Genomic DNA, 26,999 nt, shown 5'->3' on the forward strand with positions numbered 1-26,999 from the left:
AAAACATTCATTTTGCTTTTCCTTAAAATTTAAGTATGAATGCATTCTATCATATGAAGCTTAAAAACTGACATTATAAGTCTTATCAAAATAATCTGATATATTTAGAATATTTAAAAATATAAATTACCATAAAATCATTTATATTATGGTAATATATCTATAACAATTTTAACTGAAATAGATTGGAGAATATCAATGATAAGACCTGTTGCTATAAGTGATATAGAAGATTTATGCGAAATTAACCATAAAGAATTGGGATATGAATATCCATTAGATAAATCACTAATCCAACTTCGTAAAATTTTACAAGATACAAATCATCATTATTTAGCAGCATATGAAAGTGATGACGAGCGTAAAGTTCTAGGTTATATTCATGCAGAAGTTTATGACGAAATCTACAGCGAACCCACTCTAAATGTCTTAGCATTGGCTGTATCCAGTGAAGCACAGCATTTGGGAATTGGTACCCAACTTATTCAGTGGTTAGAAGCATTAGGTACTGAGAAAGGCTTTAAATCTATTAGATTGAATTCTGGAATGAACCGAACAAATGCTCATTCTTTTTATGAGCACATTGGATTTATTCATATTAAAGATCAAAAGAATTTTATTAAGTCACTTTAATTTTTAAATATTATCTTATGTATTTAGGGCGTCTCACACTGCACGCAAATGTATAACTATACATATAAACATTTAAACGTGCAGCAGAGAGCGTCCTATTTTTTGCTATTTATTGTATTTAATTACATCTACATCTAAACCAAGGATTTGGTTAGCTTTTTTGTATAAATCAACACCAGCATCCTTATTTGAAGTAAGTAGGTGGAATTCGTCATCAGAATCCTTGCTTGCTAAGTCAGTATCAATCATACCGTTACTGGTATAGAAACGATATCTAGCATTTCGTTGTTTAGGATTAGCAGAATCGACTAAAACAGACTCAGATTCAAGGATAAAACCATCTTTAAACCTTGATTTCAAGGCGTTTATGGTAGATTTTCCTAAACCGTTACCACGCATATTAGCATCAATAGCAAGATATAATATGAATGCTTGATCGTTAAAATCAACAAGATAAATAATGCCGATATTTTGAGCATTTAACTGAATTAACAGCATTTGAACGTAGTCATTAGAATTAGCAATATTAGTTAAATCATTGAAATCAATTCGTTGGTTAATTGGAAACGAATCTGAATAAAGATCTAACCAATAACTTGAATCATTATTATCAGATAGATTGCTAAAGGTAATCATATATAAATAAAACCTCCAAAGAATTTATACAAATCATATCATAAACATATTACGGGAATATATAAATCAAATTAAGTTATAAATAAATGTAAAATTGAAAATCATTGCTACTTCTTCTTTTTAAGTCTACTTCGCATAATATATATTATGTAAAGTAGATAATTTTAAGTAAACTGAGAAGTGTTCTCTGTATTCCCCATCAATATATGTATTAAAAAAGCATCCGAATTGGATGCTTTTATTATATTTAATATTTTCCTTTTATTACGCGCCAGTAATTTATGACAAATAACATTGCTATAACTATGATCAATACCACGGCTGTTGTTATAAACCATAAATATATTGCTTTAGCAATTAATGCAATAAAACCTTGTATTACATAGCTGGATCCATAATCAATCATAGTTATTTTCCTCCTTTATGGTGTTCATACATGCGTTCTGGATGATAATAATTGATACCTTTATCATGATTCATGTAAACATTAGTAAGTGTTTGTGCCATTACCAAACCACCAAGAACAATAATAATGATTGACCAACCCATACGACGGATCACAGATGCGTGCTTACGTTGTAACCACATTAGAATAATAAATAATACTATCGCGCTGATTATTATTAAAAAGCCATATTTGAACGTGTTTGATAAATCATTATGATAGATTTCATCAAAATGTTTAGGTGTCATACTTGGTAAAAAGTAATATGCACGTTCTAACGAGTTTTGAAATGTCTCTAGTGCAACACCAATTAACGCTACTAACCATGCAATTGCGGATGAAACTAACAAACCATATAAATCCTTTAACGATTCAATTGTTCTTAATCTTGTTTCTTTTAGTGTTTCCTGATTAAACATTGCCAAGTTCCCCCTTTATACAACAAAAGCACCCGAAACGGATGCTTTTAGTTATTAATCTAGTTCATTGATAATATCTTGTTCAATTTTACGTGGATTCTTTAATGGCGAGTAACGTTTTACGAATTCACCATTTTTATTAATCAAGAATTTGGTGTAATTAAATTTAATACGACCCTTACCAGATGCTGACTTCAAGTATGTAAATAATGGTAATTCATCTTTGCCATTTACCTTTGCTTGTTTAGCCATTGGGAATGTAACCCCATAATGTAATTGACAGTATTCGCTGGTCTTTTCATCACTATTTAATTCCATGTGGAATTGATTGGATGGTACACCAACTAAGACAAGTCCTTGATCTTTGTACTTATCATATAAGTATTGTAAATCTTTTAATTGTCCAGCAAGACCACACTTGCTAGCTGTATTAACTATTAAGATAACCTTACCCTTTAAATCACCGAAATTGATGGATTGACCATTCATTTCAGTTAACTGGTAATCATAGATAGTACTCATATTTACACTCCAAATCTAAATTATTTCCAACGAGATTTTATCAACTTTTGCATAATTGGATTACCTAGCACAACTACTAGTAGCACCATTTGGATTGGTGTTGTAATAAGTTGTTTGATCAATCTAGTCATTAAGAATACCTTGAAACTGTATCCAGCTGTCAATGTTGACATTGATAACCATAGAGTATTCAAGAAAGTATTTACTAATAATGTGATGACCAATTGAGCTAAAATGGCTTTCCATGGACTGAACTTTTCATTTTTGTATAAGAATAAACCAAAAATGAAAGCTGATAGAACGGCTGATACAGTAAATCCAGGCAAATACATTTGACCGCTTAGGATTGTAACGAATACGTCATATACCCCACCTACGATTCCCGCTACGATTGGTCCGTACATTGAAGCCAATACAGCAGTAGCTAAAAATGAGAAAGTAAATACAACGATTGGTGTATGTATACCGACTCTTCCTAAAACATAAGTCATTGCCATTAAAATAGCAATTGTAGCGGCGTCCCTTACGTTAATACGTGGAACCCTGAATAAAGTTGAAACATTCATCAAAAGACATCTCCTAGTGGAGCTGCCACTCATATAATTATAAAAAGTTGATATTATAAAAAAGTTGTGGCGAATGCGGCAGTTACATCGCAACCTAAGTTTTCGTCAGACGTTCACATTCCGTTCCGTCTGCACTTTACGCATAACTACCTACTCCCAAATTTTTTGTTGCAACTTAATATTATCATTTTTATAATTACAAAACAATTATATTTGGTGTCTAATTATTTGAATTGTCTCATTTGTTCAACCAAATGAACTTGATTTACAACAAATTCATGAGTACGACATACGTAGTCGTTATCTCTACCTAATTTAGCAATGTATCCATTGATGTAGTCAACTTCCGTTTCCCTACCTTTTGAGAAGTCTTGATACATTGAAGGATAATGGAATTTTAGTTGATGACAGTTATCGATAACTGTTTGTACTTGTTCATCTCTGGTTTGATCCATATAGATTCCTGCTCTTTCACAAGCATCAAATGATTCATTAAACAGTTGTCTTGCCATTTCTGGGGCTTTTGGATATTGAATGAATTGTCCCATTTGGACTTCAAACATTGTACAAAGAGTGTTAACAACAGCGTTGAACACAACTTTAGTCATACACATGTTAATCCAGTTATTGGCCATGATTGGTCCTAATTTCGCGTCTTTCAAGTCATTAAATAGAGCCTTAACAGTTTCATCAGGTTCTTTATCATTGTATGGTGCTAAGTGCATTGATTCACCATTTACTGGTCCCATGAAATCAACATCACCAGGTCCGTTTAAAACTGTGGCAATCATTGCTGTACCACAAACAATTTTATCTTTATCAAAATACTTTTCAATCTTATCAAAATGGCCCATACCATTCATCGCTGCAAAAGCATATTGATCGTCATGGAAGATTCCAGCGGCACTATCTCGTTTAAGTTCTTCTTCCAATTGCATTTGTTTTTTGAAGAAAATCCAAACATCAGGATGTCCCTTATAGTCTTCTGGGTAATAGATATTAATCGGCACTAAATGTTTATTTTCATGGTCACGTGAAACGTAAACACCACCTTGTTCCTTTACCTTTTCAACATTAGGTTCCCAGGTTTCGATGAAATCTACTTCCACGCCGGCATTCTCTTGCAATAAAACACCATACCTGTATCCCATTGCTCCTGCTCCAATAATTCCGTATTTCATAAACAACACCTCATATCTTTATAAGTTGTTATGAGTATAGAACTAATTATTAGAAAAAGCAATGCATTTTCTAATTGTTTTTTAATAATAAAAAAGAACTAGTAAAAACTAGTCCTTTTTGTCAGTATCAATCATCCAAGCTAGAGCAAGAGATTTGTTACCTAAATGGGTACCAATAACAGGTCCAAAGTAACTTTCTTCAATACTCATATCTGGATATAATTGTTGAATATTTTCTTTCCATTCATGTCCAGCTTCTGGATCATTACCATTAATCACGATTGCCTTTAATGGATAATCAACCTTAGAAGCAGCTTCTTTGAAGATTTCTTCAGTACGTTTAAGTGCCTTCTTACGAGATCTTACCTTTTCAAAAGCCACAATTTCATTACTCTTCTTATCGAAAGTTAGTAATGGCTTAATCTTAAGTAAACTTCCTAAAAATGCTGAAGCATTTGATAGTCTTCCACCCCTTACAAGGTTTTGTAGGTCATCAACAACGAATACTTCATCAATTGTGTCTCTAACGTGATCTAAATGTTCAATGATTTCATCGACGCTAGCCCCCGATTGTACCTTCTTTGCAGCTTCGATTGCCAAGTTACCCATTAGTTTTACAGTAATCTTTGAGTTATAAGGAATTACCTTAATGTTTTCAATGGTTGGTGCAAGTGCTGACAATGAATTGTAAAAACCAGAAATGGTACTTGCTAAATGAATGCTGATTACAGTGTCGTAACCTTCATCTGCCAACGAATCATACAAGTTAATCAACTCACCCATTGGTGGTTGTGATGTACTTGGGAATGATTGTGAGTTTTTTAGTTTTTCATAGAATTCATCTGTTGAGATGTTGCTGCCTTCTTCATAGCTTTTACCATCAATCATTACAGGCATATGAACAATATGAATTCCATATTTTTCTTGTTCTTCTTTTGATAAATAAGAAGTACTATCTGTTACGATTGCAATTTTCATTATCTTTCATCCTTTTTCATAATACATACGATTATTTATAAATAAAATTATAACATTAAAACATATTTATATCATGAGAACTCTGTTATTTTTGCTAATTTGCCTTCATATCAGTTATACTAGAATGTAATACTTTGTACGAAAGAGAGATGAGATAATGTCATTTGATGGATCATTTACTCATGCAATGACTGGTGAATTAAATCGATTAGTTTCAGGTGGTCGAGTATCCAAAATCAATCAACCATATGATAATGAAATTGTGTTAACAGTTCGTTCCAACCATGAAAACTACCCAATTTTAATTTCAGCCAACCCTAATTATGCACGTGTGCAAGTCTCAAGAATTCCATACGTGAATCCGCACACACCAACTACTTTCACAATGACATTGAGAAAACATCTTAGTGGTTCAGTTTTAAAGAAAGTATCCCAAATTGATAATGACCGTGTAATGATTTTTCATTTCACAACTAGAAACGAAATTGGTGATTTAAAGGAAATGCGTTTAGTCGTAGAAATCATGGCTAGACACAGTAACATTATTTTAGTAGATACACAAGATGATATGCGAATCATCGATGCAATCAAACGAATTGGCGCAGATAAGAATAGATACAGAACCATCTTACCTGGTGACACATACATCACCCCACCAAACCAAGACATGGTTAATCCATTTGATGAAAACGTTGACTATCACCAAATTGAAGACTTAACCAAGGAATTCCCTAACCAAGAAGTGCTTTCTTCTGAACTACGTAAGAGAATCCAAGGACTAGGTAAAGACACATCATTATACCTTGCTCAAGCAATGCATCAAGATGGTACCGTCAAAGATAAGTTTGATAAGTTCTTCGATCACTTTGACAATCCAATCCCAACCATGATTGAACATGGTAAGAGTAATAGTTTTAATGTCTATCCATTTGAAGACAATAACATTCAATATGATACATTAAGTGAATTACTAGACAACTTCTACGAAACAAAGGCTAGATTGGATCGTGTCCGTGAACAAGGTGGCCAATTAATTAAGGTTGCTAAAAGCGAATTAAAGAAGAATAAAAACAAGAAGAAGAAACTTGAAAAGACTTTGGATAACACTAAGTATGCTGATGAATATCGTATTAAGGGTGAAATTCTAACCACATACCTATACAAGATTCAAAAAGGAATGACTAAGATTGCCCTTCCTAATTTCTATGATAATGGAAATGAGATCGACATCAGTATTTCTAATCAGTTGACTCCTTCAGAAAACGCGCAAAAATACTTTAAACGTTATCAAAAGGAAAAGAATGCTGTCTCATTTGTGACTGAACAATTAAAGAAGACCAATGATGAAATTGACTACTTTGAAAACATCCTTTCACAAATTGAGATTGCTAACCCATCTGATTTAGACGACATCAAAGTCGAACTAAAAAACGAAGGATATTTAAAGCATCATAACAACCGTAATACTAAGAGCAAGAATAAGAATACCAAGATTAGTAAACCCGAAGAATTTATTACTGACAAAGGTATTCATATTCTTGTAGGTAAGAATAACCTTCAAAACGATAAGTTAACAATGAAGGATGCTGATAAGAGAGATACTTGGTTGCATACGCAAAAGATTCACGGTTCTCACGTTATCATCAAGGACTTCAATCCAGATGATGAAACCATCGAAACTGCCGCAATGCTGGCTGCCTACTTCTCTAAAGCAAGAGATTCAGCAACCGTTCCCGTTGACTATGTTCAAGTTAAAAAAATCAGAAAGCCAAATGGTTCTAAGCCTGGATTTGTTATTTACGAAGGTCAAAAGACTATCTTTGTAACGCCAAGTAAAGAATTCGTTGATCAATTAAGAGAAAATAAATAAAGGGATGCATCTTTGATGCACCCCTTTTTATTTTAAGTTTTTATATAAATAGAAAATCAATTCAATCACTACTATCGTAACGGAAACATATCTAATCATGATTTCTTTCATACTATGAACTTTATATCTAAATATGCCCTTCTTACGTATGATTTTACGATTTCCTAATGGATATAGCCATCTAATTCCTTCAACCGAAAAAGCATCTAATAGTTCATGCAGAAAGTATCCCAAAACCAACGTAAAATAAAAGTATCCCATCACTTTATATCCATAGACACTTATTCCATTTAGGATTGGGCTATTAGAGCTGTAGCGTGCTAAAATAAATAGGAAAGCTGGTATCCAAATACTGTGTGACCAGGTTCGATGACCCCATAAGGTCAGAAAGGATGTTTCTACACCGGTTTTCTTATTTATTCTAGTTTGTCTTTGATCAATATCAGGAAGTTGACTACCAATCCATACACCAATTGCCTCAGTTATGATAATTGGTAATGGTTGACTAGTCGAAATGGCATAACCCATCATTACTGCTTCTGCTGAAGCAATATGCGTTTTTCTTAGCGCCAAAAATAACATTCCTTACGTATTTAACATTAGACAACTATTTTATCATACATAGGTTTATTAGGAGGATTTTTAATTGAAATATACTAAACTAATGGCTACTATTACTATTGGACTTTCATTAGTCCTCAGTGGCTGTGCAAATAATAGTAATGAAAGCACTGCTACCAAGAGCAGCAAGTCATCAGACGTTACCAAAGATTTGCCCAATACTAATACAAGTGATTTAGCATCACTTAACTATCAAAATAATACGTCAGCAATCATGACCGTGAATAATGATGCGTCTAATTTAAAAACATCTGATTGGAAATATAACCACGTAGAATACACCAATCTTGATTCCTTAAACAGAACATCTGAAGGTAATACTGCATACTTAGAAAAGCGTAATATTGCCAATGACAGCCTAAGAACCAGACAAGTGGTTCAACCAACAGGATGGCACCAAAAATTCGTTAACAACGACGCTATTATCAATCGTGGTCATGAAATTGCCTACAGTTTATCTAAGGGAATCAGCGTAAATGGTAAATACGAACCATCGGTACAATCTGGTGATCAAAATAATTTGAAGAACCTATTTACGCAAACTGCATTCAGTAATCAAAAACTACAAACAATTTACGAATCACAAGTCAGAGAAGCACTTAGAAAAGATAAAAAGGTTATTTTCCAAGTCACCCCTATTTTTAGAGGAAATGAATTAATGGCTCGCGGTGTTCATATGCAAGCCATTTCAATTGATGGAAGTCTGAACTTTAACGTTTACATCTTCAATGTTCAACCTGGTGTTGAATTCGACTATGCAACCGGTAGATCCAAGATAAATAACGAGATTAAGGTGCCTACACCTGCAAACGCGCCATCGTTCAATAATCACCGTAACTCATACAAGAAACATCATTACGTAAGAGATGCTGTTGTAGCAGGTGTCGTTCATCACGAAATTAAAAAGCACTACGAAAGAAAGTATCGAAAAGAATATAAGAAAAATACTAAACATTACCAATACCATTCACGTCGTCACTATTATAGACATAAGTATTAAAAAAAGGTTCCTAGCTTATGCTAGGAACCTTTTTATTATTATTTAGCCCACTTTGTATCCTTGAATTGTTGACGGCCACCTAATTCTTCAATTTGAGCTCGTAATGGGTTCTTCTTGTAGAAATCTTGGTGATAGTCTTCAGCTGGATAGAATGGTTTAGCATCTTCGATTGATGTAACGATTGGTTCATCGAACATGCCACTTTCAGCTAGTTGCTTCTTTGATTCTTCAGCAACTTTTCTTTGTTCTTCACTGTTAACGAAGATAACAGGACGGTAACTGTCACCTCTGTCTTGGAATTGACCAGAAGCGTCAGTTGGATCTGTTTGTCTCCAGTAAATTTCGACTAAATCCTTGTATGAAATTACTTCAGGATCAAATGTAATTTCAACGGCTTCAGTATGACCTGTTGTATGGCTACATACTTGTTCATATGTTGGGTTTGCAACGTGTCCTCCTGTGTAACCTGAGATAACACTTTCAATTCCTGGTTGTTGATCGAATGGTTCAACCATGCACCAGAAACATCCTCCTGCGAAAATAGCTGTATCTTTACTCATAAAACAAATCTCCCTTCCTATTTAAATTCTGCAGCGTATTGGCCGTAGCCTTCTTCTTCTAACTTATCAACTGGGATGAATCTTAATGATGCTGAGTTAATGCAGTATCTCAATCCGCCCTTGTCTTTAGGTCCATCAGGAAAGACGTGACCTAAGTGTGAGTTAGCTTCGCTACTTCTTACTTCGTTTCTAACCATACCATGTGAGGTATCTAAATTACTCTTAATGCTGCTTTGTTGAATTGGCTTAGTAAATGCTGGCCAACCACATCCAGAGTTGTATTTATCTTTTGAAGTGAATAAAGGTTCACCTGATACAATATCTACGTATAAACCATCTTCAAAAAAGTTATCATATTCGTTTGAAAATGGCATTTCTGTACCGGCATTTTGAGTAACTTCGTATTGTTCGTCAGTTAATCTACTTCTTAATTCTTCTTCACTGTATTTCTTCATAATCGTAACAGCTCCTTTTGCTTGATCTGATATATCTGGTGGAGATATATCGTACACGACATAACTATAATGATAACGATTATAAAAAATAATGCAAATTATTAGCACAGAAAAATATAGTAATTAATCCTTCCAATATGCATTTCCAGCAAGTGCCATTAGGATGTAATAAATGTACTTACCGACGTTTGCAAAGTTGAATTGGCTAATTGCCTTAGCTAGTTGAATAAAGTCGTATAATAGCCAGAATTTCCATTGTGTTGATATCTTCATTGCATTCATGATATTTGCAATCAATGAAATTCCAAATACAAAACTAGTTAATACATATAAAACTGAATCAGATGAATTTAAACTACCGTATCCAATGTAATTAATACCAAAACTGAATGCTAATGATAATAATGACAATAGTACAAAAACAATTTGTCCCTTTTTGGTATTCATAAAATCAGATTTCTTGAATTTATCAGAGTTAGTCCATGTTCTAATTGCCCAAATTTGGATAATAAAACTAATTGGATAAGTTAAGATTGCCCCATGGTTTCCCAATAAATAATCAATTGCACATCCAAGAATGATTTCTGGAACACCAATCCAGTTACCTAGGTTACTAAAACGGCCGACCAATCTAGTAGACATGATTGACATACAAGCGTCAAAGGCACTGATTAATCCAAACGGAATAAATATTGCCCAATGGCCCCAATGAGTCACATCGTTTAGTGATTCGAATAAATAACCTGAAAGAAACGCTGATAAGAAGATGATTGCGATTCCTAATAAATCCATTGTCTTTGAAGTAGCTAAATTTCTAAATACCTTTACCATTTTGAAGATCTCCTATTGTTTTTATTTGAGACAGCCGTATTCCGGAAGCAACGCTGTCAGATATTTTTATATATAAAGAAAGAACACACCCATTAGGATGTGTCCTTTCAATACGTCCTAGTATTAGTCTAAAACATCAGTTAATTGAGGAACAACTTGTTTCTTTCTTGATACTACACCAGGAAGTGCAATTGTATCTTCTGAAACTTTTTGGTTAAATGCTTTTTCTACAGCATCCTTTGGTTCACCATAAACGATGGCTTCAGAGTTACTGTCTAATACGTTAGTAGCAATTACTAAGAATAAGTCGTAGCCTTCTGCTTTGGCTTCTTCTTCCATTGCCTTTAATAAGTCTTCTTTACGTTTTAATACGTCATTTAAATCAACAGTGTTGATTTGGTCAATACGTACTGCTTTGCCACCCATAGTGAATGACTTAGCGTCACCGTCGATTAGGTCCTTGTCAGATCTAGCATCAACGTTAGTACCAGCTTTTAGCATCTTGATACCGTATTCTTCAGCATCAACCTTAGCAATCTTAGCTAATTCAGCAACGGCCTTTTTATCAACATCAGTAGTTGTTGGTGATTTTAGTAATAAAGTATCTGAAATGATTGCTGAAAGCATTAGACCAGCTAATTTTTCAGGAATTTCAACATTTTTTTCGTTGAACATTTCAAATAATACAGTACTTACACAACCAACTGGTTCAGCACGGTAGAATACAGGCTTTTCAGTGTTGAAATCTGCAATTCTGTGGTGATCAACTACGTGAGTAACTGTTAATTTATCAATATCTGAAACACTTTGTTGAGGTTCATTATGATCTACTAGCATAACTGAGTCTACTTCTGATGAAGCTTCAGTAATAACACGAGGTGCTTCTTGACCGAAGTAATCTAAAACAAATTTAGTTTCTTCGTTTGGAGTACCTAGAGCAACGGCTTCAACGTCGTATCCTAGTTTATTTTGTAAATATGCATATTCGATAGCTGCACAAATTGCATCAGTATCTGGACTTTGGTGTCCGAAAACTAATTCTTTAGCCATAATAAAACTTCCTTCGTATTTTTAGTAGTTGTCCTTTAATCTTGATAGGTAGTCTTCTTCATCTAAGAAGGCATCGAATTCGTCTAGGAATGAACCAACACGAGGAATCATCTTCTTGTTAGTTCTGTAAACGAATGCTAAATCAAAATTGATATTTGGATTTAAACGGGCAACCCATGTATTATTATCTTCCAATGTTTTGACATCTTTGTCAATCATAAATGAACTTGGAAGAGCAGTATTTAATCCAGTATTAACAGCAAAACGTAAAATTTGGTCAGGAGTTGAGAAGCAAGCGCCACTCTTAGGATTATCTAGAAGTTGATCTTTGTATTCAGTCTTTAGGATTGAATCTAAGAAGTAATCTTCTGGGTAAGTAACCCAAGGACGATCCAATGTGTCCTTGAACTTAATCTTATCCTTACCAGCTAATTTTTCGTTGTGATGAATGTACATTAAGTCATCGCTCATAATTTTTTGAGCTTCGTATGGCTTCCAGTTCTTAATTGATGAATCTGGTAAGTACATAATTGCTAAATCAATACGGTTGTTTTCCAAACTTTCCCAAATTTCCTTACGAGTTAACATTCTTAGGTTAACCTTTAGTTCAGGATTCTTCTTGTAAAGTTGAGCAATGAACTTTTCAAAAACTTTAACTTGGATTGATGATAGAACACCAATGTTGATGTCACCAGTTGATGCACTGTTTGATTGTTCAATTTCATCAGCAGTTTGGTTTAGAATTTCATAAATATCTTTAGTTGACTTAAGCATAATGTTACCGGCAGATGATAACTTTAGCTTTTTACCAATTGAGTAAAACAACGGAGCGCCAACTGTCTTTTCTAGTTTTTTAATTTGTTGAGTTAATGCAGGTTGCGTAATTCCCAAAATTTGCGCAGCCTGGGTGTAATTCATAGTTTCTGCTAATTGCAAAAAGTATGAAAGTGTCTTAGAAGAGAAAATATTTTCTTGCTTAGTTTTTTTCATGCTTATACCCCTATATCATTTATTACATATTATTATCTATTAATAGTTCATTAAAATATAATAACCTATTCATCATAAAATAACAATATATTTTATGATAATAATAATAAATTTCTATTGGAGTTATATTACTTAATATTTGCCACTACTTCAGGATGTAATACCGCCATGCTGGTTGGTGTACCTTCAGCATCGACATCCATCACAGCAGAACCGTTTGATTGACGATCATTTACTGGATGGTCACCTGGCATAATATCATGGACACGGCGTCTATTAGTAAATACTCTAATTGGGTTAAAGCTATCAGTTGCCTTTTCTAGTTTTACAAAGTCAACCAATTCATGTGGGTTCTTCTTCAATGATTTTAGAACTTGAACCCCTCTTCTTGCACGACTAGCAAGAGGTACTTCATCTACCTTCATGTTCTTGTAGAATCCGCGTTGGGTAATCATCCCTACCTTATCGTCTTGTTCTACTAGTTGCACATCAACAACTTGTTCTTCATCCCTAATGTCCATTGAACGAACACCAGTAGATCTTGCACCAGAGTATGATACTTCATCTAATTCAAAACAAGTAGCTAGTCCAACGTTAGATGCAATAAAGACATTTGGATTAGCATTTGCATCTGCTAGGTAATCAACATTAACTACATTTGCACTATCATCTTTTAGTTTTTCAAATACAGCAGGTCTTGAACGGTAATTTCTACCAGGAGTTAACTTATCAAACTCAGTTTGTTTGATGTATCCGTCACTAGTAGAGATTACAAACTTACCAGTTTCTTTCAATGTCTTAAATGACATAACCTTCATGATTTCTTCGTCATCGGCTAGACCGATAGTTTGAGAAATATGTTCACCGGTTTCTTTCCAACGAGCATCTGTAATTTCATGAACTGGACGATAGATAAGATTACCTTTATTAGTAAACATGAATAAGTGTTGTAGTGTAGTCATTTGTTCTAAGAAGATTGGATAATCGTCTTCCTTTAGACCATTTTCTTCAACTTCTGAAGCTTTGTATGAACGAACACTACTACGTTTTAGATATCCATCATGACTGACTAGTACAACAACGTCTTCTTCTGGCACAGTGATAGTTTTACTAATCTTAAGTTCTTCAACTTCTGTTTCAATCTTAGTAAGACGATCGTTACCATAAGCCTTCTTAATGTCTTTGAACTCTTCGGTTAATACCTTATTTAGTTCGTTCTTGTCATTTAAGATGGTGTTGTATTCTAGAATGTCTGCACTTAACTTATCTTTTTCGGCTTGTAGTTCGACTACATCAGTATTAGTTAAACGATATAGTTGTAACTTAACAATCGCATCTGCTTGTTTTTCAGAGAAGTCGAATTCAGAGATTAAGTTATTACATGCATCTTTTCTGTTATCACTTGCACGAATGGTCTTAATAACTTGGTCTAAAATTGATAAGGCCTTAATTAAACCGTCTACAATGTGTTGTCTTGCCATTGCTTTGTCTAAGTCGTACTTAGTACGTTTAGCAACAATCAAGCGTTGGTAATCTAGGTATGATTCTAGAATTTCCTTTAATGATAGACGTTCTGGTCTCATCTTATTAATTGCAACGACGTTAAAGTGATAGTTGATTTGTAGATCAGTGTTCTTAAATAGGTAGTTAAGAATACCAGTTGCATCAACATCACGTTTTAATTCAATTGCAATTGATAGACCGTTTCTATCACTTTCATCCCTAACTTCAGCAATTCCATCAATCTTCTTGTTAATTCTGATTTCATCGATTTGCTTAACTAGTTGTAGCTTATTAACTTCGTATGGTAATTCACTTACACGAATAAGTGTCTTGTTACCACGTAATTCTTCAACATCTGTCTTAGAACGGATGATAATCTTACCGCGTCCAGTTTCATATGCTTTCTTAATACCGTCTAGGCCTTGTACGATTCCACCAGTTGGAAAGTCTGGTCCCTTAATGAATTGCATTAAGTCGTCTAAGGTAGCGTCTGAATGCTTTTGTAGGTAAATCAAAGCATCTAATACTTCAGATAGGTTGTGAGGAGGAATTTCGGTTGCATAACCTGATGAAATCCCGGTTGCACCATTAACTAATAGATTAGGGAAACGAGATGGTAATACTGTTGGTTCATTTTCGGTGTCATCAAAGTTAGGCACCCAGTCAACAGTATCCTTATCAATATCTCTTAGCATTTCAGAAGCAATCTTACTTAGACGTGCTTCTGTATAACGCATAGCCGCAGCTGGATCTCCATCCATTGAACCATTGTTACCATGCATTTCGATTAATGGTTCTCTGATTTTCCATTCTTGACTCATACGTACTAATGCTTCATAGATTGAACTATCACCATGGGGATGGAAGTTACCCATAACATTACCAACGGACTTAGCTGACTTTCTAAATCCCTTATCATAAGTATTTCCGTCTTTATTCATGGCGTATAGAATACGACGTTGCACCGGTTTTAATCCGTCACGAACGTCTGGTAACGCTCTTTCTTGAATAATTGACTTAGAGTATCTACTAAATCTTTCACTCATGATTTGTTCAAGCGTTAGTTTTTCAATAACTGAATGATTAACCACTATAGTTCCTCCTATCTACTCATTTTCTGTTTCTTTGGTGGTATCTAAGATGCTGCCGTCTTCTTCAAGTGTGAATTTAACGTTTTCTTCAATCCATTCACGTCTTGGTTCAACCTTGTCACCCATTAATGTAGTAACACGTTTTTCGGCTAATGCAGCATCGTCGATTTGAACTTGAATTAATGTTCTGTTTTCAGGATCCATAGTAGTTTCCCATAATTGATCAGCATTCATTTCACCTAGACCCTTAAATCTTTGAAGAGCTGGGTGTTGACCGAATTCCTTTAACTTATCGGTTAATTCGTCATTGGTCCATGCGTAATCAACATGATTCTTCTTACCGGCTTTTTGTTGAATCTTGTATAGCGGTGGTAGTGCAATGTAGACACGACCTTGTTCAACCATCGGGCGCATGTACTTGTAGAAGAATGTTAATAGTAGAATTTGAATATGAGCACCATCATCATCGGCATCGGTCATGATAATAACCTTGTCGTAGTTGGCATCAGAAATGTTGAATTCTGGACCCACTCCGGCACCAATTGTGTAAATCATGGTACTAATTTCTTCATTTTTGAGAATATCGTCTAACTTAGCTCTTTCGGTATTTAAAACCTTACCTCTAAGTGGCAAGATAGCTTGATGTTTTCTGTCACGGCCTTGCTTAGCAGAGCCTCCGGCAGAGTCCCCTTCGACTAGGAACAATTCATTTTTAGAAACATCCTTAGATTGAGCTGGTGTTAGCTTACCTGATAGTAAACGTTCCTTCTTGTGTTTCTTCTTACCATTTCTACTTTCATCTCTGGCCTTACGCGCAGCTTCTCTGGCCTTACGGGCACGAAGGGACTTATGAACCAATTCATGGGCGAATTCACCGTTTTCCATTAGGTAGTAACCTAATTGTTCGGAAACGATGTTGTCGACGATAGAACGCACTTCTGGGCTTCCTAGCTTTTCCTTGGTTTGTCCTTCGAATTGAAGCATTTCTTCGGGCACCTTAATAGAGATGATTGCTGATAGTCCTTCACGCACATCGCTACCATCTAGGTTCTTTTCTTTATCTTTAAGTAACTTCACTCTTCTAGCAAAGTCATTGAATGATTTAGTCCAGGCACTTCTAAATCCTGATTCATGCGTACCACCATCTTTGGTACGAACATTATTAACGAATGATAATGTGTTTTCTGTATAACCATCGTTGTATTGAGCAGCAACTTCTACTTCAACACCATCTTTTGATCCGTCAAAGTACATAATGTTACCTAATGTGTGTTTGTCTTCGTTTAAGTATTGAACGAATTCCTTGATTCCATCTTTGAAGTAGAATTCATCGCTTCGTTCTTGTCCTTCACGTTCGTCAGTCAAAGTAATTTTAATTCCGTTTAACAAGAAGGCAGATTCTCTTAAACGTTGTTTTAGTATTTCATAATTATAAATTGTTGTAGTAAAGATTGCTGAATCTGGTTTAAATGTTACAGTTGTTCCACTGTGTTCACTTGTCTTACCAATTTTTTTCAAAGTTCCAATTGGTTGACCACCATTTTCAAAATCTTCTTCATATTTGTAGCCATCTCTTACGATTGTCACGCTTAAGTGAGTTGATAGTGCATTAACAACACTTGATCCAACCCCGTGTAGTCCCCCTGAAGTCTTGTATCCACCATTTTCGGTGAACTTACCACCGGCATGTAGCACGGTTAAGATAACTTCGGGAGTTGGCTTACCTGATGAATGCATTCCCACTGGCATCCCACGTCCGTGGTCCACCACAGTTATACTATTATCGTTATGGATAGTAACGTCAATTTCGTCACCGTATCCTGCTAATGCTTCATCGACTGCATTATCTACAATTTCGTATACCAAATGATGAAGACCCTTGCTATCAGTAGAACCGATATACATACCAGGGCGCTTTCTAACTGCCTCCAGACCCTTTAGGACCTGGATGGAGTCATCATTATAATTTTCTGACTTCTTAGCCATCGTAACGCACTCCCTTTCATACAATATAATATATTACCTTATTTAAAACGCTTTTAAAAGGGAATATTAAACGTCCTATATAGAGAAGATGTTGTCATAATGCTTAAAAATGGTAAAATTAATAGATAGTTAATTTTTGGGAGGAACCATTTTTGAAAATCACAATTTTATTAATTGTCGCTTACTTGTTAGGGGCAATTCCTAATGGAATCTGGATTGGTAAGGTCTTTTTCAATAAAGATATTACCAAGTTAGGTTCTGGAAATATGGGAACCACCAATACATTTAGAGAACTTGGTAAGACTGCCGGTGCTGTTGTTATGGTATTAGATATTTTAAAAGGTACCATTGCAACATTGCTACCAACATTCTTCCATATCTCTAACGTATCACCAATCGTATTTGGTTTATTCGCTGTATTGGGACATACATTATCAATCTTTGCTAAGTTTAAGGGTGGTAAAGCCGTTGCTACTAGTGCCGGAATGTTACTAGCAATTCATCCAATCTTATTCTTATGTGCTTTTATCTTTGAAATTTCATTTACTTACCTAACTAGTATGGTTAGTGTAGCAAGTATGATTTCATTTCCATTAATCACAATCTTGATTTTATTGGATCATGATTACGTACTTGGCGTTATTGGTATTATTCTAACAATCTTTATTTTCATTAAGCACAGAAGTAACATTCAACGTATTAAAGAAGGTAACGAAAACTTAGTTCCATTTGGTTTGGTATACAAACATCAAAACAATAAATAAACACAAAAAAAGCACTGCTTAATTGCAGTGCTTTTTTATTGCGCTTATTGCTTAGTATTCATATCTAGTTGTTTCAAATGTTCAATCTTATCCTTTGAAAGGATTGGGAATGAAATTGTAAAGATTGATCCATATCCCGATGAACTTTCAACATTAATCTTACCGTTATAGGCCTCTACCAAACGCTTAGCGATTGATAGTCCTAAACCATTACCACCTTGGTTACGACTTCTAGCCTTATCAACACGATAGAATCTGTTAAAGATTTTATCAATGCTTTCTTGGCTTAATCCTTCACCAAAATCTTGAACCGCAATATCGACATAACGATACTTACGAGAAAGTGAAATATGAATTTCCTTTCTTTGTTTAGAATACTTAACAGCATTGTCTAACAAGATAATCAAGATTTGTTCCAAGTGATTACGGTAAATTTGAATGATTGTTTCTTCCCCAATATCATCATCTAAGATGAACTTGTAATCAGGGTGAATCATTTGGAAATCATTGTATTGTTGATGAACAACATCTTGAACATCCGTTGTCTTGTTTCCATAGTTGATTTCAACTTGTTCAGCACGAGAAAGATCTAACATTTCTTGAACTAAACTCTTCATACGATTAATTTCGTAGATTGAAGATTTAATTGATTCATCTAGGACTTCAGGGTCATCCTTTCCCCAACGAGAAAGCATGTCTAAGTGTCCCTGAATTACAGCGACCGGAGTTCTTAATTCATGGGAAACATCTTCAACGAATTGTTGTTGTTGATCAATGTATCTTTGCATTGTATCAATCATATCATTGAATAAGTCCCCTAAGTCAGTCAACTCATCATTTTGAGTCAACTTAGGCACACGACTGTCCGTTTCAGGAGATTCTTTAACACTGTGAATGGTGTTAGAGATAATCTTGATTGGACGAAGCATGTATGATGATAGGAAGTACGACAATGCAGCAGAGAAGAAGATACCAATAATTAAAATTACAAATAAAATTCCGGCTAATTTGTTAATGTACAAATTGTAGTCAGACATTGAATCAACTACTCTTAGATAACCAATTAATTCATGCGTCTTGGCAGAATAGATTGGTGAATCTAAAACTAAGATTGTCTTACCTGAGTTCTTGGTAATAACCGTTTTGCGGCTATCTACCGGTTTGAAATTGTAAATCTTTTTTGGCGACTTCTTCGATGAGAAGATTTGGTCTGAATTCTTATTGTATACACTAACCACGATATCCTTACTAAATAAGTTAGTATAAATAGAATCAGAATAAACGTCTGTCGACATTCCATTATTAGGGTTGCCGTCCCTAAAACCACTGTTTGGATTTAAAGCAGAACTAACTGTCTTTTCATCCAATGATCGATTAATCGTTCTTAATCGATTTGATATCGTTACATCCGATTCAATAGTACGTGAGTTCTCCTGGTGTAATAAGACATCAGAAAAACGGTTGTAAATCAAAAAAGAAAAAATTGATAGAATTACAAAAATTATAATTGCTGATCCAATTGACCATTTCCATTTAAGAGAAAACCATCTTCGATTGCTGCTTACTGTCTTTGAAACTTTATCATCATGGTTGGAAATCATGATCTCATCACGTAACCGGTTCCTCTAACAGTTTGGATGTAGCTCTTTTGATCAGGTCTATCAATTTTGTTTCTTAGGTAACGGATGTAAACATCAACAACGTTTGTTTCAGCACTTGAATCGTATCCCCAAACCTTAGTTAAAAGAACGTCTCTAGCTAATACAACGTTTACGTTTTCCATTAAAGTAAGTAGTAATTCGTATTCACGCTTAGTTAAGTCGATAATATCGTCTCCACGTTTTACGATTCTACTTTCTTTTTCGACAGTAATGTCCTTAAAGTAAACAACCTTTTGATCTTCAGCGTTTTCGTCACCTTCGATATCAATACGACGAAGTAATGCTCTAACACGAGCTAATAATTCTTCGATAGCAAATGGCTTAACGATGTAGTCATCTGCACCATGATCGAATCCTGAAACTCTATCAATAACAGAATCTCTTGCTGTCATCATAATGATTGGAGTTGTCTTCTTTTCACGAAGTCTTCTAGCAACTTCCATACCATTAAGCTTTGGTAACATAAGATCTAAAAGAATAACATCATAGTCGTTGTTTAGTGCTTCTTCTAGTCCTTCGCGACCGTCTAAGGCTACTTGAGTTTCGTAACCTTCATGCTTCAACTCTAACTCTACAAATCTAGCTAAGCTTTTTTCATCTTCAATTATCAAAATACGGCTCATTAAATTACACCTCTCCATTTATTTTAGAAAATCTTAACTTACTTTGTACATTTTATCACGTTTTTTCTCATAATAGAAGAGCTTAATCCGAATATTATTATTAAAATCTTAAATTTTTTCACCAATTTACTATTTTAAATTAGAAAACGAACCATTCTCTCGATTTAAGTTTAATATAAATGTTTAAATAAATAAAATAATTATACTTACATAACAAAAAAAGCTACCAGGACCCATGGTGTTCTGGTAGCTTTTTTATTTAATTAGTTGTTTTCATTAACAACTTGTTTTCCATCATAGTATCCACAACTAGGACATACCATGTGAGGTTTACGTAATTCACCACAGTTTGGGCAAGCACTCAAACCTGGGTTAGCCAACTTAATGTGACCACGACGCATACCCTTCTTAGCTTTTGAAGTTCTTCTTGCTGGTACAGCCAATGCAAAAACCCCCTTTATATTAAAATATCCACTAGTGAAAAATTTTTAAGTCTTGCTTAATTATCACTATCGTCAAAGAAGTTCTTTAACTTAGCAAGACGTGGATCTACTTTTTTATCATTTGCCTCTTTTTCGGCTAAATCATCTTCGGAAATAACTTCCCAGTCATTTCCTTCTGGCATTTTACCAGTTTCGATTTCCTCAGGAGACAAAATGTGCATTGGAATTTGTAGGATGATGTTGTCGGCAACTGATTTATCAAAATCAATTTCGCCTTCGTCATCTACTAGGAAAGCAATTTCACCTTCATCTTCACGTTCTTTCAAGCGCAAATTAGTTTCAACATAAACTTCGTTAATTGAGAAATCCAATGGTAACTCAACCGGAGTTAATGATCTTGATGAAGGAACCACAATCTTACCTGTTACACGAGCAGTCACAATTGCATCACCGTTTTCAGAGAAAACGTTAGCAGCAACGTGAATATCGTCATCAGCAGAAATAACATATTTGCTATATCTACTCATAATATCATCAGATAAGTTCATATCTTCTGATACTGAAAGTGGCTTGTTTTTGTATTCGGATAGTTCCTTTAAGAACCATTTCATGTCTATTCCTCCTAATGCAACAGCGTTAATTATACATATTAAGAAGTTAGTTTGTCAAGGTCATATCCTTGATACCCGGCCTAAAAATTAATAAATTAATGGAATTTTTCCTGCATCTTGAGGAATATGATTTATATTTTCATAAATCCTACCAGATACTACATCAAAATTTAATTCTGATTCAGATAGTTCCTTATTAATCTTAGTAATTACAGGTAGTTCTACTTGCTTCTTAATGTCATTCAAATACGCTCTACCGCTTTTATTAAAGCCTAATACTCTGACATACTCTTGACTCAAATCATCGCTTTTACGCCAATTTAAGAGCGTATAAACGAATAAACGTTGAAGTCTTGCGTATGTGTAGCGTTTAGATTTAACCAAGTGTAGAAACTCATCAAAAGAATGTGATTCATAGATATACTTCTTTAGTCTATATTCTAATCCCTCAGTCATTTGATAGATATGATTTAATTCATCAATACTTGATGTTTCAATCTTATATTTTAATAATGGCCAGAAATCTTCCCAATCAACATGATTCTTTAAAGCTTCGATATCAATGCTATCGGGAAGATATTGGACCAATTTCTTACTATTATTTAAGATAGCAGCTCTTATTGCAGAAGCACTAGCAATTACCCCATCGTTATTTAAATCACAATCATGATGGTTAGCACCGTTTCTCTTAATCGGAACTAGCTTCATTTGGTGATTATTTTTTTGGTTAGCAATTGCATAGTTTAACGCCAATACATCATTTGGTGCACTGACATCTTCTCCAGTCGCATTAGTTAATGCATCCCTGATTAACTCAGCATAGCTTTTGGTGTAATCATGATCTATTTTAGTTTCCTTTAAATCAACATTAGCCAGCTCATTAAAGTTAATGTTTGGATGTTCACTACCAAATGATAGCCACTCACACTTAAGACTAGCTAAAATGTTCACTGCGTGCCTAGCAAATATATCAGCAGGCTGCACGGCACATTGCACTGGTAACTCAATTACCATATCAGCACCATTTTCCATTGCCATTTGTGCCCTAGTCCATTTATCTAATATAGCAGGTTGGCCTCTTTGTACCCAATTTCCTGACATAATTACGATGACTGCGTCAGCATTGGTTGCTTGTCTTGCCTGCTCAATTTGGTACTTATGCCCATTATGAAACGGGTTATATTCAGCAATTATACCAACAGCTTTCATCGAATCATCCCTTCTTACATACAAAGAACCATCTAGTTGTAGTATCAGTGATTTCGTCTTTACCAAAGTTAGCACTAACCTTGATATCTTTGAATCCTGCGTTCTTCAATAAATCAATGTAAATATCAACTTTATAAGTTCTTTCCAAATGAATTTCACTAAATTGATCATATGCATTGATTGACTCGTTGTACTTAAAAAATACTAAGTCATGTTCTACTGAGTGATCTTCATCACCTAAGTATGATTGCCACATGAAAGCATTGCTATCATCATGGTAATTATACATGTATCCCGGATATACGACATCTGTTTGATATGGCGTAATTACATCAAATAAGAATTGTCCATCATCATTTAGATGTTCATGTACCTTTTCAAAAGCAGTCTGTAGTACGTTTTGATCTGGCAAGTAACATAATGAATCATCAAAACAGGTAATCACATCAAAGTTAGGAATTCCTTCCATTTCAGTCATGTCACCTTGAATTAATGGCATATCTGGTTTAATATCTCTTAAATGTTCTTCTGCTAGTGTAAGCATGTCTTCAGATAAGTCCATACCACAAACATTATAGTTTTGAGCGGCAAGCAGCGCTAATAAGCGTCCGGTTCCACAAGCCATGTCCATAATTGAATCATTCTTTGATACATTTGCTTTTACAAAAGAAAGCCATTGATCATACATAGTTTCATCAAATAATTCATCATAGAATTTTGCGAATTCTTGATAAATCATTTGACTAGTCCTTAACCCATTCTGAAACGTCTACTGAATCAGCATCTGACCATAGTTTTTCTAGGTTGTAGTATTCTCTTTCATCTTCTTGGAATACGTGCACAATAACGTCACCTAAGTCCAATAAAATCCATTTAGCAGTGTCTTTACCTTCTACTTCTTTAACACTGATACCAGCTTCTTCAGCTTGGTCAGCAACTTCATCAGCAATAGACTTAACTTGTCTGTTTGATGCTGCATCCATGATTACGAAGTAGTCAGCCATTAAACTAACTTCGTGGACGTTTAAAGCAACGATGTTGTGAGCTCTCTTACTGTCCGCTGCTTTAACAATTACTTCTAATTTTTCTTTACTATTCATTTGAAATCTCCTCGTTATTTGATGTTTGATCCATTTACCCATTCGTTATAGGTATCAATGGTCTTTGGATAAACGGGTTTATTGGCACTAATTAAATATTGTAGAGTGTGCTTAGTTTGATATGCCACCCCGTCAGCTAGATTATTAAATGTAATCTCACGTGCTTCTTCTACACCTGGGAAGTCGCGTCCCATTTCGATATAGTCGGCCATGTATACAATTTGTTCTAGCTTTGACATGTACTTTGCACCGGTGGTGTGATGCTTAATGGAATTCAAGATATCGATATCAGTAACACCTAATTCGTTTTGAACCATTAAGTAACCAACTTCACCATGCCAAATTGCATTACCGTATTGCAACAATAAGTCATCCAAACGATATTTCTTAATTAGTTGGATGAAATCGTCATCAGGTCTTTGCTTAGCATAATCGTGGCAAAGTCCTGCAACACTTGCTTTTTCAACATCTACATTATTTTTCTTTGCTAGTTCAATCGCCATTTGTTCAACACGTAAAACGTGTTCAAATCTTGATTGGGTTAAAGCATTGTTTAGTTTTTCGATTAGTTCTTCTCTGGATAAAGGGATGTACTTATTTGTATATGTTAATTCAACATTATTCATAAAGATGATGCTCCTTTATATATTTTAAAACTGCATCTGGAACCAAGTATCGAATTGATTGATGGTTAGATACCAGTTTACGAATTAAGGTTGAAGATATGTCCAGCTTGGCGACATCTACCCATATCACTGGATAGTTAGTCGACATTGGATAATTTTCCCTTCTAACACCTACAAAATGAGTTAGTTTAAATAAATCATCAACACGATACCATTTAGGTAGGTATTCAACCATGTCACCACCAATAATAAAGTAGTATTCATAGTCGGGATGTCTTCTCTTTAATTCTACCATAGTGTTGTAAGTGTAACTTTTACCACGATTGATGATTTCTAGCATTTCAATATCAAACTTATCATTATCGTTGATTGCTAGATTAACCATATTGACGCGGTCATCAGCATCAATTGCATCTTTATGATCAACGTGAGGTGGGATGAAATCAGGCATGAAGTATACCTTTTCTAGTCCTAATTGACTCCTTACTTGATCCGCAATAAATAGATGACCATTATGAATCGGATTAAAGGTTCCACCAATAATCCCGATTTTTTTGCGCTTGTTTAAAGATTTTAACTTAGGTAAAGTTTGCACCTTTTCACTATGCATTGATAAGAACTCCTCTAAATATTTCTAACTTCTACAGAGTAAATTTGGAACTTTTCCTTACTTGCAGGTAAGAATAATAGTAATGTCTTTCCAATTGTTTGAACAACATTGATGTCACTGTTTGCTTCAATGTATTCTTGAACATCACTAACTTCTAAATCAGAATTTTGTTGAATGTTAACCTTGATTAGTTCACGTCTGTGTAAAGCATCCAATACTTGTTCTAACCAAGTTTCGTTTAAACCATTCTTTCCAACAGAGAATAAAGGTTTCATTCTGTTAGCTTGTGATCTTAAATATCTTTTTTGTTTTCCGCGTAATTTCAATTTTGTACCTCGCTTTTTATATCATTGCTCTTCTAACTAATACGTCTACACCCTTAGGTGCCCATCCAGCTACAACTACACCAGCTGGAACGGTAATCCATCCAAGTCCTTCGAATACTAAATCGCTCTTTTGATCGGTCTTGAATTCGAAACGAACCAATTCTGGAAAATCATCAATTGATTCACTACTTGGTGGAGTTAATAATTCACCAAAATGCTTGTCGTAGAAGCTGTCAGCATTTGCTAACTTAGTACGGTGAATTAGTAAGTTGTTTTCAACATAAACAGTAAAACCATGCTTCTTGTCACCTTGAACGTAATCAAAACGGGCAACACCACCAAAGAATAGTGTTTGTTCTGGGTTCAATTGATAAACTTTTGGCTTGATTGGCTTTTGTGGTTGAACAATCTTTAGATCCTTACCGTTTAGGTAATGTGCCATTTGTTCTTTATGAATGATACCTGGTGTATCTACTAATTCATGTCCATCTTCCAAATCAATTGAGATTCTATCTAATGTAGTTCCAGGGAATCTTGAAGTAGTGATTAGTTCCTTAATTCCAGTGTTTTGTCTAATGATTTGGTTAATCAATGTTGACTTACCAACGTTAGTAACACCTACAACATAGACGTCACGATCATTTCTGTACTTATCGATGTTCTTCAATAAATCATCAACTGATTCATTAGTTTTAGCAGAAACTAGTTCAACATCAATTGGACGAATTCCGGCTTCATTAGCACGTTGTCTAATCCAATCCTTTAGTTTAGAACGTTTTAGTGAGTTTGGTAGCAAGTCAGACTTGTTACCAACCAACATGATTGGGTTATCACCTACGAAACGGTGTAATCCAGGAATCAAGCTTCCGTTAAAGTCAAAGACATCAACCAAGTATACGATAAGCGCATTAGCATCTCTAATTTGGTTTAATAGTTTCAAGAAATCATCATCAGTTAAGCTAACTGGTGAAATTTCATTATAGTGACGTAATCTAAAACAACGTTGGCAGTAGATTTCGCCACTTTCTTTTCCCTTTTCAAGAGCAGAGTTAGGAGTGTATCCTAGTTCATCAGGATTTGTGGTTTGAATTAACGCACCACAACCAATACATCTAATTTCTTCATCTTGTAATTGATTAATTTCTGTCATTTATATCCTCCTGCCAGTCTAAATCATCATATTTGTTTCTTAATTTTTTCCATATTAATTTTTCTAAGAAGCGATTAGGCTTAGTATTCCAAGCATCGGATTCAATTAATGGCTTAACTAACACACTTCTAACGTTTGCATTGTTTGAAGCCCAAACATCAGTTAATAATTGATCTCCACACATAATTACTTCTTTGTGGTGTAAATGGTAATCTCTCAAAGCCTTATTAATACCTCTAGGTAATGGCTTTAAGGAGCGTGAGATGAAGTTTAATTTCAAACTTCTTAACGCTCTTTGAACTCGGCTATGTTTATTATTTGAAATAACAATTAATTCAATATTGTTTTTCTTGAGCTCAGATATCCATTCTCTTAATTGAGGAGTTCCATCAGGATTATTCCAAGGAATCAAGGTATTATCTAGATCACTAAAAACGGCCTTAATCCCCATGTCTTTTAGTTTTGATGGTGAAATATTATATACGACTGGAATCATCCATGTTGGTTTAAACTTAGAAATCATTTTAATTCTCCTCAAT

General features: G+C 34.6%; 31 protein-coding genes and 1 riboswitch. Of the genes, 4 read left to right on the top strand and 27 right to left on the bottom strand.

The genetic code is table 11. The features are described from left to right. The first annotated feature begins 198 nt into the window (after nucleotides 1-198). Entirely contained in the window at nucleotides 199-633 is a 435-nt protein-coding gene (locus ACOMA7_RS01790) for a GNAT family N-acetyltransferase (protein ID WP_414826891.1), read from the top strand. A gap of 105 nt (nucleotides 634-738) precedes the next feature. Here ACOMA7_RS01790 and ACOMA7_RS01795 read toward each other — a convergent pair whose 3' ends face one another. The 7 genes from ACOMA7_RS01795 to ACOMA7_RS01825 all read right to left on the bottom strand — a co-directional run bounded on the left by ACOMA7_RS01795 (nucleotide 739) and on the right by ACOMA7_RS01825 (nucleotide 5,380). Then, nucleotides 739-1,269: a GNAT family N-acetyltransferase gene (locus tag ACOMA7_RS01795; protein WP_054608129.1), complete on the bottom strand. Its 531-nt coding sequence runs from the start codon at nucleotides 1,267-1,269 to the stop codon at nucleotides 739-741. Between the two features lie 247 nt (nucleotides 1,270-1,516). Continuing rightward, entirely contained in the window at nucleotides 1,517-1,675 is a 159-nt protein-coding gene (locus tag ACOMA7_RS01800; RefSeq protein WP_421391580.1) for a hypothetical protein, read from the bottom strand. Nucleotides 1,676-1,677: 2 nt separating this feature from the next. Next, nucleotides 1,678-2,133, bottom strand: coding sequence for a hypothetical protein (locus ACOMA7_RS01805; RefSeq protein WP_054608128.1), 456 nt, complete (start codon nucleotides 2,131-2,133; stop codon nucleotides 1,678-1,680). Between the two features lie 54 nt (nucleotides 2,134-2,187). Next, nucleotides 2,188-2,655, bottom strand: a complete 468-nt coding sequence (locus tag ACOMA7_RS01810; RefSeq protein WP_054608127.1) for a glutathione peroxidase — start codon at nucleotides 2,653-2,655, stop codon at nucleotides 2,188-2,190. A gap of 20 nt (nucleotides 2,656-2,675) precedes the next feature. Then, on the bottom strand, nucleotides 2,676-3,221 hold the full coding sequence (locus ACOMA7_RS01815) for a folate family ECF transporter S component (RefSeq protein WP_054608126.1): 546 nt from the start codon (nucleotides 3,219-3,221) through the stop codon (nucleotides 2,676-2,678). A gap of 65 nt (nucleotides 3,222-3,286) precedes the next feature. Then, nucleotides 3,287-3,381: riboswitch (THF riboswitch) on the bottom strand. Nucleotides 3,382-3,445: 64 nt separating this feature from the next. Continuing rightward, nucleotides 3,446-4,402 carry a ketopantoate reductase family protein gene (locus ACOMA7_RS01820; RefSeq protein WP_053791725.1) on the bottom strand — a complete coding sequence of 319 codons (957 nt, stop codon included), beginning with the start codon at nucleotides 4,400-4,402 and terminating at the stop codon, nucleotides 3,446-3,448. Nucleotides 4,403-4,510: 108 nt separating this feature from the next. Continuing rightward, the gene (locus tag ACOMA7_RS01825) at nucleotides 4,511-5,380 is read right to left on the bottom strand and encodes a DegV family protein (protein WP_053792674.1); all 870 of its coding nucleotides are present in this window, start codon (nucleotides 5,378-5,380) and stop codon (nucleotides 4,511-4,513) included. Nucleotides 5,381-5,537: 157 nt separating this feature from the next. Between ACOMA7_RS01825 and ACOMA7_RS01830 the strand changes: the two genes are divergently transcribed. After that, nucleotides 5,538-7,250 carry an NFACT RNA binding domain-containing protein gene (locus ACOMA7_RS01830; RefSeq protein ID WP_301945732.1) on the top strand — a complete coding sequence of 571 codons (1,713 nt, stop codon included), beginning with the start codon at nucleotides 5,538-5,540 and terminating at the stop codon, nucleotides 7,248-7,250. Nucleotides 7,251-7,277: 27 nt separating this feature from the next. Here ACOMA7_RS01830 and ACOMA7_RS01835 read toward each other — a convergent pair whose 3' ends face one another. Beyond that, nucleotides 7,278-7,823: a metal-dependent hydrolase gene (locus tag ACOMA7_RS01835; protein WP_054608123.1), complete on the bottom strand. Its 546-nt coding sequence runs from the start codon at nucleotides 7,821-7,823 to the stop codon at nucleotides 7,278-7,280. 73 nt (nucleotides 7,824-7,896) lie between these two features. On the opposite strand from ACOMA7_RS01835, the gene ACOMA7_RS01840 reads away from it, so the two are divergent. Further along, nucleotides 7,897-8,871 carry a DNA/RNA non-specific endonuclease gene (locus ACOMA7_RS01840; RefSeq protein ID WP_421391585.1) on the top strand — a complete coding sequence of 325 codons (975 nt, stop codon included), beginning with the start codon at nucleotides 7,897-7,899 and terminating at the stop codon, nucleotides 8,869-8,871. 38 nt (nucleotides 8,872-8,909) lie between these two features. Here ACOMA7_RS01840 and msrA read toward each other — a convergent pair whose 3' ends face one another. The 7 genes from msrA to parE form a co-directional block, all read right to left on the bottom strand. Continuing rightward, on the bottom strand, nucleotides 8,910-9,431 hold the full coding sequence (gene msrA, locus ACOMA7_RS01845) for a peptide-methionine (S)-S-oxide reductase MsrA (RefSeq protein ID WP_034531164.1): 522 nt from the start codon (nucleotides 9,429-9,431) through the stop codon (nucleotides 8,910-8,912). A 17-nt stretch (nucleotides 9,432-9,448) separates the two neighbouring features. After that, entirely contained in the window at nucleotides 9,449-9,886 is a 438-nt protein-coding gene (gene msrB / locus ACOMA7_RS01850) for a peptide-methionine (R)-S-oxide reductase MsrB (protein ID WP_054608121.1), read from the bottom strand. 123 nt (nucleotides 9,887-10,009) lie between these two features. After that, the gene (locus ACOMA7_RS01855) at nucleotides 10,010-10,717 is read right to left on the bottom strand and encodes a nicotinamide mononucleotide transporter (protein WP_054605546.1); all 708 of its coding nucleotides are present in this window, start codon (nucleotides 10,715-10,717) and stop codon (nucleotides 10,010-10,012) included. Between the two features lie 123 nt (nucleotides 10,718-10,840). After that, complete coding sequence (locus tag ACOMA7_RS01860; protein WP_034531169.1) at nucleotides 10,841-11,767, bottom strand: manganese-dependent inorganic pyrophosphatase; 927 nt, start codon at nucleotides 11,765-11,767, stop codon at nucleotides 10,841-10,843. Between the two features lie 21 nt (nucleotides 11,768-11,788). Continuing rightward, on the bottom strand, nucleotides 11,789-12,757 hold the full coding sequence (locus ACOMA7_RS01865; protein ID WP_054608119.1) for a LysR family transcriptional regulator: 969 nt from the start codon (nucleotides 12,755-12,757) through the stop codon (nucleotides 11,789-11,791). 128 nt (nucleotides 12,758-12,885) lie between these two features. Next, nucleotides 12,886-15,354, bottom strand: a complete 2,469-nt coding sequence (parC, locus tag ACOMA7_RS01870) for a DNA topoisomerase IV subunit A (RefSeq protein WP_421391661.1) — start codon at nucleotides 15,352-15,354, stop codon at nucleotides 12,886-12,888. A 12-nt stretch (nucleotides 15,355-15,366) separates the two neighbouring features. Beyond that, complete coding sequence (gene parE, locus ACOMA7_RS01875) at nucleotides 15,367-17,337, bottom strand: DNA topoisomerase IV subunit B (RefSeq protein ID WP_053791719.1); 1,971 nt, start codon at nucleotides 17,335-17,337, stop codon at nucleotides 15,367-15,369. A gap of 152 nt (nucleotides 17,338-17,489) precedes the next feature. Here parE and plsY point away from each other — a divergent pair, with 152 nt between their 5' ends. Next, nucleotides 17,490-18,101, top strand: coding sequence for a glycerol-3-phosphate 1-O-acyltransferase PlsY (plsY, locus tag ACOMA7_RS01880; protein ID WP_053791718.1), 612 nt, complete (start codon nucleotides 17,490-17,492; stop codon nucleotides 18,099-18,101). Between the two features lie 44 nt (nucleotides 18,102-18,145). On the opposite strand, the gene ACOMA7_RS01885 is transcribed toward plsY, so the two are convergent. From ACOMA7_RS01885 to ACOMA7_RS01940, 12 genes are all read right to left on the bottom strand, one after another. Beyond that, nucleotides 18,146-19,702, bottom strand: coding sequence for a HAMP domain-containing sensor histidine kinase (locus ACOMA7_RS01885; RefSeq protein ID WP_051592164.1), 1,557 nt, complete (start codon nucleotides 19,700-19,702; stop codon nucleotides 18,146-18,148). Beyond that, a complete protein-coding gene (locus ACOMA7_RS01890; RefSeq protein WP_034531176.1) occupies nucleotides 19,699-20,385 on the bottom strand; it encodes a response regulator transcription factor in 687 nt (228 codons plus the stop codon). Before ACOMA7_RS01890 ends, ACOMA7_RS01885 begins: the two co-directional genes overlap by 4 nt. Before the next feature lie 263 nt (nucleotides 20,386-20,648). After that, a complete protein-coding gene (gene rpmF / locus ACOMA7_RS01895) occupies nucleotides 20,649-20,828 on the bottom strand; it encodes a 50S ribosomal protein L32 (RefSeq protein WP_034531177.1) in 180 nt (59 codons plus the stop codon). 56 nt (nucleotides 20,829-20,884) lie between these two features. Further along, nucleotides 20,885-21,439, bottom strand: coding sequence for a DUF177 domain-containing protein (locus ACOMA7_RS01900; RefSeq protein ID WP_034533630.1), 555 nt, complete (start codon nucleotides 21,437-21,439; stop codon nucleotides 20,885-20,887). Nucleotides 21,440-21,526: 87 nt separating this feature from the next. Then, nucleotides 21,527-22,648, bottom strand: coding sequence for a nucleotidyltransferase (locus ACOMA7_RS01905; RefSeq protein WP_421391592.1), 1,122 nt, complete (start codon nucleotides 22,646-22,648; stop codon nucleotides 21,527-21,529). A gap of 4 nt (nucleotides 22,649-22,652) precedes the next feature. Next, nucleotides 22,653-23,387, bottom strand: coding sequence for a class I SAM-dependent DNA methyltransferase (locus ACOMA7_RS01910; protein WP_054483313.1), 735 nt, complete (start codon nucleotides 23,385-23,387; stop codon nucleotides 22,653-22,655). Between the two features lie 4 nt (nucleotides 23,388-23,391). Continuing rightward, nucleotides 23,392-23,748, bottom strand: a complete 357-nt coding sequence (gene rsfS, locus ACOMA7_RS01915) for a ribosome silencing factor (RefSeq protein ID WP_034531185.1) — start codon at nucleotides 23,746-23,748, stop codon at nucleotides 23,392-23,394. A gap of 14 nt (nucleotides 23,749-23,762) precedes the next feature. Next, nucleotides 23,763-24,374: a bis(5'-nucleosyl)-tetraphosphatase (symmetrical) YqeK gene (gene yqeK, locus ACOMA7_RS01920; protein ID WP_054608114.1), complete on the bottom strand. Its 612-nt coding sequence runs from the start codon at nucleotides 24,372-24,374 to the stop codon at nucleotides 23,763-23,765. After that, nucleotides 24,367-24,984, bottom strand: coding sequence for a nicotinate-nucleotide adenylyltransferase (locus ACOMA7_RS01925; protein ID WP_034531188.1), 618 nt, complete (start codon nucleotides 24,982-24,984; stop codon nucleotides 24,367-24,369). Before ACOMA7_RS01925 ends, yqeK begins: the two co-directional genes overlap by 8 nt. Nucleotides 24,985-24,998: 14 nt before the next feature. Further along, nucleotides 24,999-25,310, bottom strand: coding sequence for a ribosome assembly RNA-binding protein YhbY (gene yhbY, locus ACOMA7_RS01930; RefSeq protein WP_034533636.1), 312 nt, complete (start codon nucleotides 25,308-25,310; stop codon nucleotides 24,999-25,001). 16 nt (nucleotides 25,311-25,326) lie between these two features. After that, a complete protein-coding gene (gene yqeH, locus ACOMA7_RS01935; protein ID WP_034533638.1) occupies nucleotides 25,327-26,460 on the bottom strand; it encodes a ribosome biogenesis GTPase YqeH in 1,134 nt (377 codons plus the stop codon). After that, nucleotides 26,447-26,983, bottom strand: coding sequence for a YqeG family HAD IIIA-type phosphatase (locus tag ACOMA7_RS01940; protein ID WP_034531194.1), 537 nt, complete (start codon nucleotides 26,981-26,983; stop codon nucleotides 26,447-26,449). Before ACOMA7_RS01940 ends, yqeH begins: the two co-directional genes overlap by 14 nt. Nucleotides 26,984-26,999 lie beyond the last annotated feature (16 nt).

This window comes from Apilactobacillus intestinapis (genome assembly GCF_049166695.1).
GTDB classification, from domain to species: Bacteria; Bacillota; Bacilli; order Lactobacillales; family Lactobacillaceae; genus Apilactobacillus; species Apilactobacillus kunkeei_C.

What these genes read in the sequence shown, in the direction of transcription:
- ACOMA7_RS01790 (WP_414826891.1), top strand. Translation starts at nt 199, where the DNA reads ATGATAAGACCTGTTGCTATAAGTGATATAGAAGATTTATGCGAAATT.
- ACOMA7_RS01795 (WP_054608129.1), bottom strand. Translation starts at nt 1,269, where the DNA reads ATGATTACCTTTAGCAATCTATCTGATAATAATGATTCAAGTTATTGG.
- ACOMA7_RS01800 (WP_421391580.1), bottom strand. Translation starts at nt 1,675, where the DNA reads ATGATTGATTATGGATCCAGCTATGTAATACAAGGTTTTATTGCATTA.
- ACOMA7_RS01805 (WP_054608128.1), bottom strand. Translation starts at nt 2,133, where the DNA reads ATGTTTAATCAGGAAACACTAAAAGAAACAAGATTAAGAACAATTGAA.
- ACOMA7_RS01810 (WP_054608127.1), bottom strand. Translation starts at nt 2,655, where the DNA reads ATGAGTACTATCTATGATTACCAGTTAACTGAAATGAATGGTCAATCC.
- ACOMA7_RS01815 (WP_054608126.1), bottom strand. Translation starts at nt 3,221, where the DNA reads ATGAATGTTTCAACTTTATTCAGGGTTCCACGTATTAACGTAAGGGAC.
- ACOMA7_RS01820 (WP_053791725.1), bottom strand. Translation starts at nt 4,402, where the DNA reads ATGAAATACGGAATTATTGGAGCAGGAGCAATGGGATACAGGTATGGT.
- ACOMA7_RS01825 (WP_053792674.1), bottom strand. Translation starts at nt 5,380, where the DNA reads ATGAAAATTGCAATCGTAACAGATAGTACTTCTTATTTATCAAAAGAA.
- ACOMA7_RS01830 (WP_301945732.1), top strand. Translation starts at nt 5,538, where the DNA reads ATGTCATTTGATGGATCATTTACTCATGCAATGACTGGTGAATTAAAT.
- msrA (WP_034531164.1), bottom strand. Translation starts at nt 9,431, where the DNA reads ATGAGTAAAGATACAGCTATTTTCGCAGGAGGATGTTTCTGGTGCATG.
- msrB (WP_054608121.1), bottom strand. Translation starts at nt 9,886, where the DNA reads ATGAAGAAATACAGTGAAGAAGAATTAAGAAGTAGATTAACTGACGAA.
- ACOMA7_RS01855 (WP_054605546.1), bottom strand. Translation starts at nt 10,717, where the DNA reads ATGGTAAAGGTATTTAGAAATTTAGCTACTTCAAAGACAATGGATTTA.
- ACOMA7_RS01860 (WP_034531169.1), bottom strand. Translation starts at nt 11,767, where the DNA reads ATGGCTAAAGAATTAGTTTTCGGACACCAAAGTCCAGATACTGATGCA.
- ACOMA7_RS01865 (WP_054608119.1), bottom strand. Translation starts at nt 12,757, where the DNA reads ATGAAAAAAACTAAGCAAGAAAATATTTTCTCTTCTAAGACACTTTCA.
- parE (WP_053791719.1), bottom strand. Translation starts at nt 17,337, where the DNA reads ATGGCTAAGAAGTCAGAAAATTATAATGATGACTCCATCCAGGTCCTA.
- ACOMA7_RS01885 (WP_051592164.1), bottom strand. Translation starts at nt 19,702, where the DNA reads ATGATTTCCAACCATGATGATAAAGTTTCAAAGACAGTAAGCAGCAAT.
- ACOMA7_RS01890 (WP_034531176.1), bottom strand. Translation starts at nt 20,385, where the DNA reads ATGAGCCGTATTTTGATAATTGAAGATGAAAAAAGCTTAGCTAGATTT.
- ACOMA7_RS01900 (WP_034533630.1), bottom strand. Translation starts at nt 21,439, where the DNA reads ATGAAATGGTTCTTAAAGGAACTATCCGAATACAAAAACAAGCCACTT.
- ACOMA7_RS01905 (WP_421391592.1), bottom strand. Translation starts at nt 22,648, where the DNA reads ATGAAAGCTGTTGGTATAATTGCTGAATATAACCCGTTTCATAATGGG.
- ACOMA7_RS01910 (WP_054483313.1), bottom strand. Translation starts at nt 23,387, where the DNA reads ATGATTTATCAAGAATTCGCAAAATTCTATGATGAATTATTTGATGAA.
- rsfS (WP_034531185.1), bottom strand. Translation starts at nt 23,748, where the DNA reads ATGAATAGTAAAGAAAAATTAGAAGTAATTGTTAAAGCAGCGGACAGT.
- yqeK (WP_054608114.1), bottom strand. Translation starts at nt 24,374, where the DNA reads ATGAATAATGTTGAATTAACATATACAAATAAGTACATCCCTTTATCC.
- ACOMA7_RS01925 (WP_034531188.1), bottom strand. Translation starts at nt 24,984, where the DNA reads ATGCATAGTGAAAAGGTGCAAACTTTACCTAAGTTAAAATCTTTAAAC.
- yqeH (WP_034533638.1), bottom strand. Translation starts at nt 26,460, where the DNA reads ATGACAGAAATTAATCAATTACAAGATGAAGAAATTAGATGTATTGGT.
- ACOMA7_RS01940 (WP_034531194.1), bottom strand. Translation starts at nt 26,983, where the DNA reads ATGATTTCTAAGTTTAAACCAACATGGATGATTCCAGTCGTATATAAT.